This is a genomic window from Sphingosinicella sp. BN140058 (genome assembly GCF_004135585.1).
Classification (GTDB): domain Bacteria; phylum Pseudomonadota; class Alphaproteobacteria; order Sphingomonadales; family Sphingomonadaceae; genus Allosphingosinicella.
The window spans coordinates 1,585,583-1,597,243 of the sequence record NZ_CP035501.1; the positions used below are offsets into that span (position 1 = coordinate 1,585,583).

General features: G+C 66.8%; 8 protein-coding genes. 2 read left to right on the forward strand and 6 right to left on the reverse strand.

From position 1 onward, the window contains the following. Nucleotides 1–126: 126 nt before the first annotated feature. Entirely contained in the window at nucleotides 127–1,326 is a 1,200-nt protein-coding gene (locus ETR14_RS07080) for a multidrug effflux MFS transporter (RefSeq protein ID WP_129391488.1), read from the reverse strand. Between the two features lie 177 nt (nucleotides 1,327–1,503). Here ETR14_RS07080 and ETR14_RS07085 point away from each other — a divergent pair, with 177 nt between their 5' ends. Both ETR14_RS07085 and ETR14_RS07090 read left to right on the forward strand, forming a co-directional pair. After that, nucleotides 1,504–3,138: a lipopolysaccharide assembly protein LapB gene (locus ETR14_RS07085; RefSeq protein WP_129384006.1), complete on the forward strand. Its 1,635-nt coding sequence runs from the start codon at nucleotides 1,504–1,506 to the stop codon at nucleotides 3,136–3,138. A gap of 279 nt (nucleotides 3,139–3,417) precedes the next feature. Then, on the forward strand, nucleotides 3,418–5,385 hold the full coding sequence (locus ETR14_RS07090) for a response regulator (protein ID WP_165356354.1): 1,968 nt from the start codon (nucleotides 3,418–3,420) through the stop codon (nucleotides 5,383–5,385). A gap of 27 nt (nucleotides 5,386–5,412) precedes the next feature. Here ETR14_RS07090 and ETR14_RS07095 read toward each other — a convergent pair whose 3' ends face one another. From ETR14_RS07095 to ETR14_RS07115, 5 genes are all read right to left on the reverse strand, one after another. After that, the gene (locus ETR14_RS07095) at nucleotides 5,413–5,598 is read right to left on the reverse strand and encodes a hypothetical protein (protein WP_129384008.1); all 186 of its coding nucleotides are present in this window, start codon (nucleotides 5,596–5,598) and stop codon (nucleotides 5,413–5,415) included. Further along, a complete protein-coding gene (locus ETR14_RS07100; protein ID WP_129384009.1) occupies nucleotides 5,595–6,758 on the reverse strand; it encodes a PepSY domain-containing protein in 1,164 nt (387 codons plus the stop codon). Before ETR14_RS07100 ends, ETR14_RS07095 begins: the two co-directional genes overlap by 4 nt. Before the next feature lie 16 nt (nucleotides 6,759–6,774). After that, nucleotides 6,775–8,967, reverse strand: coding sequence for a TonB-dependent siderophore receptor (locus ETR14_RS07105; protein ID WP_129384010.1), 2,193 nt, complete (start codon nucleotides 8,965–8,967; stop codon nucleotides 6,775–6,777). A 162-nt stretch (nucleotides 8,968–9,129) separates the two neighbouring features. Further along, the gene (locus ETR14_RS07110; protein WP_129384011.1) at nucleotides 9,130–10,119 is read right to left on the reverse strand and encodes a hypothetical protein; all 990 of its coding nucleotides are present in this window, start codon (nucleotides 10,117–10,119) and stop codon (nucleotides 9,130–9,132) included. Continuing rightward, nucleotides 10,116–11,426, reverse strand: a complete 1,311-nt coding sequence (locus ETR14_RS07115; RefSeq protein ID WP_129391491.1) for an MFS transporter — start codon at nucleotides 11,424–11,426, stop codon at nucleotides 10,116–10,118. Before ETR14_RS07115 ends, ETR14_RS07110 begins: the two co-directional genes overlap by 4 nt. Between the last annotated feature and the right edge of the window lie 235 nt (nucleotides 11,427–11,661).

The window sequence follows — 11,661 nt, forward strand, 5'->3', positions numbered from 1 at the left end:
ATCAAGCGGGGCCGCTCCGCCGGACCGGCCAGCCCACTCTCTACTGCGGCGAAGCGTTTCTCTCCCATGAGAGATCTTCACCCGTGCCGCCGATGCTTGGATGAGGCCTCGAATAAGAGGCCGAGCTCAGCGCGGCGCCATGCGCGGCCGGAACAATTGCCCGCCTTCGACGACAAGGACGATTCCAAGGACGGCAAGGCCGATCAGCAGATAGCCGATCGCCAGCGGCAAGGTCGTGCCGGCATAAGCCTGGCCGATTGCAGAGGCGACCAGCACCGCGCCGATGCTGGTGATGAATCCCTGGATCGACGAGGCGGTGCCGGCGATGTGGCCGACCGGTTCCATCGCCATCGCCCCGAAATTGGAGCCGCAAAGGCCGATGCAGGTCATGCTGAGCGCCTGGAAGGCCACATAGGTGACTAGGCTTTCCCAGCCCGCGACGATGACCAGAACGTGGACGACCGACAGCGCGATCAACGCGAGCACCGCCGAATGCGAGATCAGCCGGGTTCCGAGCCGCTCGACCAGCCGGCTGTTCGCGAACGAGGCGAGGCCCATCGAGAAGGCGCAGATCGCGAACAGCAGCGAGAAGCGCCGGCCGACGCCGAATTCGTCGACGAAGATCTGCTGGGCCGAGGAGACGAAGGCGATGATCCCGCCGAAGGTCAGCGACGCCGCGCAGGCATAGCCGATCGAATAACGCTCGGTCAGCGTCAGTGTGTAGCTCTTCCGTAAGTTCGCGATCGAGATCGGCAACCGCGCCGCGACCGGCAGCGTCTCAGGCAGGCGCAGCAAGGTCCAGGCGAGCACGAAGGCAGCGAAGGTGCCGAGCGCGTAGAAGATGAAGCGCCACGGGCCGATCGCAAGCAGGCCCTGGCCGATGGTCGGCGCCAGGATCGGCACCAGGAAGAAGATCATCTGCGCGATCGACATGGTTCGCGCCATCTGCCGGCCGGAGGCACCGTCACGCACGATCGCCACCGCCAGCACCCGGCTCGAAGCGGACATCAAACCCTGCAGCAAGCGCGCGCCGAGCAAGGCCTCGAACGTGCCGGAGCGCGCCGCGAACGCGCTCGCCGCGATGAAGCCGGCCAGCGTGGCGATAAGCACCGGTTTTCGCCCGAAGCGATCTGCGAGCGGTCCGTAGACCAACTGCCCGGCGCCGAAACCGAGCACGTAGACGGTCACCACCCATTGGCGATGATTGGCTTCGGTCACGAACAGGTCACGGCCGATATCGGCCAAAGCCGGCAGCATCAGGTCCACGCCGAGCGCGTTCACCGCCATCACGGACGCGATGAAGGCGACGAACTCGCGCGGGTGCATGGCGGACGGCGCTTTGTGCTGACTCATGCGGCGGCTATCGCCGTCCCGGGCCGGCACCACAAGCCGCGACCGGATCGGGCCGTCCGCACGCGGCAAGATTCCGAACCTGCCCGCGCACACAGGTGCTCCCGACGGCAAAATAAGCTAAGCTTCCTCCGGGCAGCAAGCGAGGCGGTCATGAAGGTCACGGTCACGGCACTGGCGAGCACCCTCCTGCTCGGATCCTCTCTTTCCGCGCAGACGCCCGACCATCGTGCCGCGCAGGCCCACGATCACCATGCGGCGCAGACCCTCGGCACGGTCAGGTTCGAGACGTCGTGCGCGCCCTCGGTTCGCCAGCGCTTCGACACCGCCGTAGCGCTGATGCACTCCTTCCAGTTCGGCCGTGCCATCGAGACGTTCAACGCGATCCTTGCCGCCGATCCCTCCTGCGCGATGGCGCATTGGGGCATCGCGCTGAGCCGCTGGAGCAATCCATTCGCCGGTTTCAAATCCCCGGCCCAATTGGCACAAGGGCTGGACGCGGTCGGCAAGGCGCGCGCGATCGGCACCGGAACCGCCCGCGAAAAAGCCTATGTGGATGCGGTCGCACAGCTGTACGTCGACAGTGCGCGCCGCTCCCAGTCCGAGCGCCTGAAGGCCTACGAGCAGGCGATGGCGGCGGTCAGCAATGCCTATCCTGAGGATGTCGAAGCGACGATCTTCTACGCGCTGGCGCTCGCAGCCGCCGCCGATCCGTCCGACCAAACCTACGCGCGGCAGCGCAGGGCCGGGGCGCTGCTCGAGCCCTTGTTCGCCCGCTACCCCGATCATCCCGGGCTCGCCCATTACATCATCCATGCCTATGACGAGCCGGCGCTCGCGGCGCGGGCGGCCGGGGCTGCGAAGCGCTACGGGGCGATCGCACCTTCGACGCCGCATGCGCTGCACATGCCTTCGCACACTTTCACCCGCGTCGGCGACTGGCAGGCCTCGATCGATACCAATAAGGCGTCGGCGGATGCGGCCCGGGCGGCAGGGCAACCGGCCGATGTCCTGCACGCCAGCGATTACATGATCTACGGCTACCTGCAGACGGGACAGGACGAGGCCGCGCGCCGGCTCGTCGCCACATCGGTCGAGGTGTTCCGCACCTTTGATCCCGCGAGGGCCAGCGGGGCGGCACCGGCGTCGGCCGCCTTCTTCGCGAACGCGGCGATACCGGCACGCTTCGCTCTCGAACGCCATGCCTGGTCGGAAGCCGCCGCACTCGCGCCGCACCCCAGCCCCTTTCCCAATGCCGACGCGATCACCTTTTTCGCCCGCGGATTCGGCGCCGCTTCTCGCAAGGACGGCGCCACGGCACGGGCGGCGATCGCGGCGCTGGAGCAGCTGCGCGGCAAGCTTGCCGACACCAATGACGACTATTGGACGGGTCAGATCGACATCGCCATGCGCGAGGTTTCCGGCCGGCTCGCGCTCGCCGAGGGCGACGTCGAGAAGGGCCTTGCCGATCTGCGCGACGCCGCCGCGCGCGAGGACAAGACCGAACTCGCATCGGTTACGCCGGGTCCGTTTCTTCCGGCACGCGAGATATTGGGCGACATGCTGCTGTCGCTCGGGAGACCAACCGAGGCGCTGGCGGAATATCGCGCGAGTCTGGAAAGAGACCCCAACCGTTTCTGGTCGCTCTACGGCGCGGCAAGCGCCGCCCGTCGCGCCGGCGACAGCGCAGCGGCCCGCGATCATGCGCGACGATTGCTGGAATTGACTCGCCGCGCCGATCCCTCGAGGCGGGCCGCGTTGGACGAGATGCGGCGTCTGACGGGCTGAGCACGGGCAAAGACGCCCCGCCGAACCGGGGTTCGACAGGGCGTCGCGAGCGCTCCAACGCCCTTCCCCCGGAAAGGGCAGGCACGCTGCAAGCTCCTTTCCAACTCGATCATTGAAGACGCGTTCCGACCTGGTCGATGGTTCGACCAGCCTGGGCGATAGACCGAGGCCGTCGATGGGGCCGCGTTGCAACGCGGCAGCAGACCAGGGTCTTTCGGCGGATGGCGCTCGTCGATGCGTTCGGCTAATCCCCTGTCTCCGCTAATCTGTCTGGCACGCGTGCGTCGATCGGTTTCCCTCCTCATCCTCGCCGGTCTGCTGCCAGTGATCGCGCTCGGCGGGACCTTCGGTGCGATCACCCTCGCCAACGAAGAAGCGGCGCTGAAGCGGCAGGCGCAGACCGACGCGCGGTTCGCGGCGGCTCTGCTTTCGGTCAAGCTGCAGAGCAACCTGAGAGCGGTCGAAATGGTGGCGCAGTCGCCAGCCCTGGACGGCGTGCCCGACCTGCAGCGGTTCCGCATCCTGGCCGCGCGCATCGTCGCCAACCAGCCGGACTGGCGCACCGTTTCCCTCGCCGATCCGGCGGGAAACCGGATCGCCGACGTGCCGATCGCCATTGGCGGGAAACAGACCGGCAAGGTCGTCGAAATGACCAGTCTCCGCCGAGTCGTCGCCAGCGGCCGACCGACGATCGGCAACGTCGTCGCGGGGCCGGGCGGGGTCCGCGCCTTCGCGATCCGGGCGCCCGTGCTGAAGGGCGGCCGGGTCCGCTTCGTCGTCACGGCGGTGGTGCCGGCGACGAGACTTCGCGATCTGCTCCTGTTCGAGGATCTTCCGGACGGTTGGACGGCCTCCGTCATCGACGCCAGCAACAGTCCGGTCACCGCGTCGGGGCAGCTCGCCGCGCAGGGTGGGCGCGCCGACCTGCTGGAGCGATCCGCACCGGTGGCGGGAACGGATTGGACGGTGCGCATCACTGCGCCGGCGAGGATCTTCTCCGCGCCGGTCGAGCGAGCCGTTCTGCTCCTGATCCTCGCGGCGCTTCTATGTCTCGGCGTCGTCTTGCTGCTGGCAAGAATGCTTGCGGCGGATTTGAAGGAAGGGCGCCAGCGCGACGCAGCCTTGCTGCAAAGCCAGCGGATGGAGGCGCTGGGGCGGCTGACCGGCGGCGTCGCGCACGACTTCAACAATTTGCTCACGCCCATATTGGGCGGCCTCGACATGATTCGCCGGAGGACGACGGACGAACGCAGCGCGCGCTACGCGGATGCGGCGCTGGCGAGCGCCGAGCGCGCCCGGTCTCTGGTTGGCCGGCTGCTGGCCTTTTCGCGCCGACAAAATCTCGCCCCCAGGTCGCTCGATTTACGAATGCTGATCGAGAACATGTCTGATTTGATCGCCCGCTCGCTCACTCCGGTGATCGAGGTGCGCGTCGAGGCGGAAGGGCCGGCCCGCCCCGCCTTGGCCGATCCCGGGCAGCTGGAACTCGCCATTCTCAACCTGGTCATCAACGCGCGCGACGCAATGCCGTGCGGGGGCACGCTGCGCATTGCGACCGGGTCGGCATCGCCCGAGATGATCGACGGGCTCCCGCCGGGAGACTATGTCTATGTGGCCGTCGAGGATGCCGGAAGCGGCATGGACGAGGCCACCCTCAAGCATGCGGTCGATCCGTTCTTCACCACCAAGGCCGTCGACAAGGGGACGGGTCTCGGCCTTTCGATGATCGACGGCTTCGCCGCCCAATCCGGAGGCGCGCTGCGCCTGCGCAGCGAAGTGGGCACCGGCACCACGGCAACGATCGTCCTGCCCTGCAGCCGGGAGGCGCCGGTCGTTTCCCAGTCGCCGGTGGCGATGCCGACGCGCCTTTCGTCCGGCCGGATCCTGCTCGTCGACGACGACGACGGTGTCCGCACGGCCACCGCGGAGATGCTGCGCGACGCCGATCAGGACATCGTCGAGGCCGCGAACGTCGACCAAGCCCTCCAGCGCCTGCGGGAGGACGGGAGATTCGATGCCGTCGTTACCGACTTCGTGATGCCCGGCAAATCGGGCGGCGATCTGATCCGACAGCTTCGGGCGGATCATCCACAGCTGCCGGTCCTGCTCGTCACGGGTTTCGTCACCGCGACGGAAGGGCTCCCCGACGACGTCGCGGTGCTGCGGAAGCCGTTCAGCAATGCGGAGCTGCTCGCTGCGATAGCGCGCCTCCAGCAGACCGAGGCGGCGGGGCCGCCCTCGCCCTGATCGGCGGATCCGCCTGCGAAGCCGCGATCACCTCCGTCGCAGCACGAGCGCCCAGCCGATCGCGATGATCGGAGCGGCGAGCGCGATCCACGAAACGAGATCGTACAGGCCGTCGCCGATCAGCCCGACGACGAGGCCGGCGAGGCTGAGCAGGGCGAGGACGATCGGAATAGCGAAGACGGAATGGCCGCGACCGCCGCTTGTCCGCGTCATTCCGCCGGCACCCATGCGCCATCCGGCTCGCCGCCGCGGCGCAATTCGCGCAGGCGCGCCTCGAGCGAAACGCGGCGCTTGCCGAGCCAGAGATAGAGGCCGCTGATCAGCACCACGATTGCGGCGATGTCGAGCAGGCCCCACAACAATTTGAGCGGCAGCCCGCCATAGTCGCCGAAATGAAGCGGCTGCGACAGGCGCAGCGCCAGCATGTACCAGGGCATGCGCCGGCTCGCGGTCAGTTCGCCGGTCTGCGCGTCGATCAGGGTCGGCCGGAAGATTCGGTTGGTCGCCGGGGTGCCGCCGCGCAGCCACACCGCATAATGATGTTCGCTGGTGAAGCGCACGCCCGGAAAGGCGACGAATTGCGGCTCCATGCCGGGCGCGGCGGCGCGCGCCGTGGCGACCGCGCGCTGCAGGGACCCGAAGCGTTCGACCGGTACCGGCGGCAGCCCCTGATAGGCAGCGGTCAGCTCGGCCAGCTGATCCCGCCGCCAGACGTCGACGAGCGGTTCGGACAGGGTGTTGATCACGCCGGTGAGGCCGACGACGCTCAGCCACATCAGGGTGACGATTCCGAGCAGATTGTGCAGATCCAGCCACCGGACCCGCTTGCTGCGCGACACCCGCACCGTGCCGAACTTCAGACGCCGCATGAACGGCGCGTAGACCACCGCACCCGAGACGATCGAGACGAAGAACAGGACGCCCATGAAGCCGAGGAAAAGCTTCCCTGGCAGTCCCAGGAACATGTCGACGTGCAGGGTGAGGAGGAAATCCATCACGCCGCCTCCGTTGAGATCGCCGACAGCCTCGGCGGTGCGCAGATCGAAAGCGGTGATGTGCATCTGGTCGGCACCGACCCGCGCCTCGGGGCCGGTGGTGACGTTGACCACAGGCCGATCGTCGTCCCAGCTCATGAACAAGGGGCGCTCGCCGGGGAACATGGCGACAGCCGTAGCGACGATCTCGTCATAGGTCTTGAGCGGCGTGCCGGCCGAGAGCGCCTTCAGCGCCTTGTTGTTTCCGCTGGCCGCGTCGATCTCGTCGTGGAAGATCAGCGGCAGGCCGGTGACGCACAGCATCAGCAGGAAGATCGTGCAGGCGAGGCTGGTCCATTTGTGGACCAGGTACCAGGCCTTGATCGTGCGGTTCGTCATCGGCTCCCTCGGGCGATCAGAATTCGAAGGTGACCGACGAGCGCAGGGTGCGCGGCTGCCCCTGAAGCAGGTAGCCGCCGAAGGCCGACGCCCAATAGCCCTCGTTGGTGACGTTCTCGGCACTCAGCCGCAATGTGACCGGATGGTCGGCGGCGACGAGCACGTAGCGGATACCGAGATCGACGCGGCTCCAGGCGGGCACGCGCTGGCTGTTCGCGACATCCAGATATTGGGCAGCGGTGTGGACGACGCGCGCGGTGATCGTCGCGGCGCGCAGGAAGGGCGGCACCAGCTCCACGCCCAGATTGGCCTGGAGATCCGGCACGCCGATCGCGCTGCGGCCGTCATTGATGCCGTTGAGGGTGCGGGTCAGCTTGGCATCGTTGAGCGCGAAGCCGCCGATGATGCGCAGCCAGTCGGTCGGCTCGCCGTTCAGCGAGACCTCGACGCCGCGATTGCGCTGCTCGCCGTCGACGACGAAGGTGAGCGCATTGGGGTTGGTCGGCGTCGGCGTCGACGCGCTGAACGCGCTCGGCTGCGTGATCTGGTAGAGTGCCACGGTTCCGGTGAGACCGCGCAACGCGATCTTGCCGCCAATCTCGTACTGGACCGAACGGAACGGCGCGAACACCTCGCCGGCATTGAGCGTGTTCGCGTTGAGCGGCGCCGTCGGGCCTTGGGCGAGGCCTTCGATGCGATTGGCGTAGAGCGACAGGCGCTCGGTCGGCCGGACGACGAGCCCGACGACGGGCGTGGTCGCCGATTCGCGATAGCTGGTCGTACGCAGCAAGGTGCCGCGATTATAGGCGTCGACGCCGATCCGCTGGTGCCGCGCACCGGCCGTCACCAGGACGCGATCGTTCCACAGGCCGAGCGTGTCGGAGGCGTAGAAGCTGGTGAACTCCGCGGTGGAGGCGCGCGGCAGGTCAACGAGGTCGCCGCCCGCCGACGGCAGGGTGGCATTGGTCGGCAAATCCACCATCCGAGCGTCATAGATGCTCGTGCAGAAGCTCGTCACCGCCACCGGCGCGGCGGCGCAGCCCTGGCGCGCGGCTAGCGGGAAATTACCCGAGGTAAAGGCATTGCGATTCTCGAGGAAGTTCACCGATGCGCCGAGGCTGAAGCGATGGCTGATAGGCCCGGTCTGGAAGCGCCCGCGAAGTCCGGCCTGGCCGCTCTGATTGTGATCCTCGCGCGGCACGTAGAGCCGCGCGGCGGTGCCGATCCCCGTTGCGGCGTTGGTGACGGTGATCGTCGAATATTCCCCTTCCTCGGTGCCGTTGCGCATGCCGGCGGCGAGGAAGGCGGTGATGTTGGGCGCGACATCGACCTCGGCGCGGGCGAGGACATAAAGGTCGCGCAGCTCCGTGTAGGTCCAGCGCTGGGCGGGATTGTAGCTCGGATCAGGCGCGTCCGGCACCGGCTGGCCGGCGGCGAGCCGCACCGTGGTGCGCGGCTGGTAGGCGTTCTGGTCCTCATAGCCGATGTCGAGGAAGAAGCGGCCCGGCCCGGTGCGGACATCGAAGCTCCCACCGAGCACGCCGACCCGGCGCCGGTCGTTGTCCACCGCCGTCTCGCCCTCGCGGTAGATGCCGTTGACGCGGAGCCCGAGCATGTTGTCACGCCCGAACCTGGTGCCGGCGTCGAAATTGCCGCCGAACAGGCTGTCGGCGCCGTAGCTTGCGGTGGCGCGTAGCAGGGTGCGCTCGGCCCGCTTGGGCACCAGATTGATGCTGCCGCCGATCCCGGATCCGCCCGGCGCCGCCCCAAACAGGAAGGCGTTGGCGCCGTTCAGCACCTGCACCCGCTCGTAGAGTTCGGGTGAGACGAGCTGGCGCGGGGTGACGCCGTAGAGGCCGTCGATCGACACGTCGTCGCCGCTTAGCGTAAACCCGCGCAGCACGAACAGCTCCGCCTGGTTGCCGAAGCCGTAGGTGGTGCGGACCGACGGCTCGTTCTCGAGCACGTCGCCGATCGTTTCCGACTGCTGGTCGAGGATCAGCTGGGCAGTGTAGCCGGTGACGTTGAACGGCGTTTCGAGCGCATCGAGATTGCCGAGGACGCCGATCGCCCCGTCCGACACGACCTGCCTCTGCGCCTGCTGGGCCGTGACGATGATCTCATCTTCGTCCTGCCTCGCATCCTGCGCAAAGGCACCTCCGGGAATCGCGACCAACGCGGCGATTCCGAGATGATAAAGCCCCCTCAAGAAATTAGACCTTCGCTATTGATAATCATTCGCAGCCACTAGGGGGCGGTAGCAGAGATTGCAACGGTCTTGGCGGGCAGGCGGACCGCCGTTCATGGCAGCCAACGGTGCTCGCGTTTTAGGAAGCGTGCCGGCCACGAGCAGGTGCGGTGCTGTCCACGATCACCGTCGGCGTGCAGCGCAACCGCCGAAGAGTGCGTCCACGGCAGCAAAGCGCCTGGTGAATCGATCATTGTCGAACGGCTGAGTTCGATGGATCACCGCCCCTCTATTGTCTCGAACGGTTATGGTGAGCGGCTGCCGGTGGCGCTTTGACATTTCGCGCCAGGCAACGAGCTCCGCAAAGTCCTCCGGGGCTGCGGCGGTCGCGTATAATGAGACGAAAGGACTGTTGACCAACGACGTGTAAAGGCCCGGTGCCGACGAAATCGGGATCCTGGGTCCGCGGCGAAAGAGGTTCGACGCAATCGGCGATTTGGCCCAGGAGGGGTGAAGAGACGTGCGATCCAACCAGATCGACGAGGTAAATCTCGGATCCAGCTTCCTCGTAACGGCCAGGACATTGTCAACGATATGTGTCGCCTCGTGAAGAAGGACATAGTCCAGAGCATTTGCAGGCGCGTCGATGGTCACGGTCGATCCGGAGCCGTCATCGGCGAAAATCGCCCGCTCTTTGCTGGTCAGGAACTCCGCGAGTGACTCGTTCAAAATCCCGGCACGAAGGGTGAGATCGAACACCGGAAAGCTTCCGTCGTTCACCACCGCGGTAAGTCCATTGCCCGCCCCTGCAGGGACATCGATGAAGCTGAGGTGACGCAGATGCGCGTGCAGTTTCTGCCGATGTAACGCGGGTAGGTTGCGCAGGGCATCGTCCACCTTGGCCCTTTGGGCAGCGTTCAGGAGATATGGCCGCGCGGACACCGCCCCTGAATCGACGTAGCTGCGAATGGCGTCCGGTGATGGCGGGCGAAGGCGCGACAGGAGGGATGCGGTTGGATCGACTCCCGCCGGGGCTTGCGCCACGTCCGCGCCTGCCTTTGGGGCAACGCACGCATCGGCGGCAAAGGCGCGTACCAGGAAGAGCAACGGCAGGGCGATCAGGGCAGCCGTGGGAAGCAGCGTACCTTTCCACTTTTGGCAAAACGGGTTCATTCGACACCTTCCGGTCGCTGATTGGCCTCGGTTGGCCGCGGCACGGCGACCAACCCCAGGCTAGCGACCAGGCCTACGAGCGCGACGGCGCCGACGATCAGGCCCGGCGCTGCCGGCCGGCCGCTCGCCTGGATCAGTGCGTTGGCGGCGAGAGGGCCGAGGCCGCTCAGCAGGGTGAAGCTGATGTTGAGCGACAGCGCGACGCCGCTGAATCGTACCCGGGCCGGAAACAGGCCTGCGATCAGATAGGCGAAGCTGCCGTTTGCGCCCGCGACGGCAATCGCCAGCAGCGGCAGCACGACGAGAAGGTTGGCGTCGCCACGGGCGAGCAGGGAATAGGCCAGGGGTCCGCCGATCAGCAGCAGCACGGAGGAGCCGAGCAGCAGGAAATTGGGCGGCACCCGGTCGGCCCACCACGATGCGGCGAGCAGCGACAGCGACATGGCGAGCAGGGCGACGTTCATCGCGATCGCCACCGCCTGGCGGTCGTAGCCGAGCACCTGGCCGAGATAGGCCGGCATGTGCGCGAACAGCAGGCCGTTGAACCCGGCGGTCAGCGCCACCACGGCGCAGCCGAGCAGGATCGAACCCGGATGCGTGCGCAGCACCTCCCGCACTGGCTGGCGCGCGGCGTCGTGGCGGATGCGGAGGAATTCAGGCGTTTCCTCCAGATTGCGGCGCAGCCAGAAGCTCAGCAGACCGAGCAAGCCGCCGATCACGAAGGCGATCCGCCAGCCATGATCGAGCATCGCTGCGGGACTGAGCCATGCGCCGAGGGCAAGGTTGACGAAGGCGGCGAGCAGCACGCCGCCATTGACCAGGGCGAAGACGATCCCGCAGGCAAGACCCGGCCGCTTTCCCGCCGTCTCGACGACGAAGGTGATCGCGCCCGGCAGTTCGCCGCCGATGCATAGGCCCTGGATGAAGCGCAGCAGCACCAGCAGGAAGGTGGCGGCGAGGCCCCATGTCGCATAGGTCGGGATCAGGCCGATGGCGAGCGTGCAGGCCGACATGGTGAAGACGGTGACCACGAACACGGTCTTGCGGCCGTAGCGGTCGCCATAATGGCTCGAGATCATGCCGCCGATCGGCCGCGCCAGATAGCCGATCGCGAAGATCGCGAGGGCAAGCGTCAATGCCAGCGGGTCTCCGGCCGGAAAGAAGGCGGCGGCGATCGCCTGGGCGAAAATGCCGTAGACGATGAAATCATAATATTCGAGGCCGCCGCCAAGTGCAGCGAGCAGGACCGATCGCCACTGACGACGGCCGACGTCAATGCGACTCTTCGCAGCCGGTGCCGAGTTCATCGCCACCGCACGCTCGGACCGCTCTGAACCGCGCTGTGCTGGGAGCCGGCTTGGTCAACAAGCCCCCGGATCTCGGATCGCATCGAATGCTCCTTCATTCACTCGCTTCGACAGATAGCGGCTCCGATTGCTCCTTCGTACACTCCGATGACTACCGCTGTAGCGGACTGGGAAAGAAAAGAGACATCGAAGCACCTCGGTCTACATCGCTCGCCATGATTACGACGGAAACTAT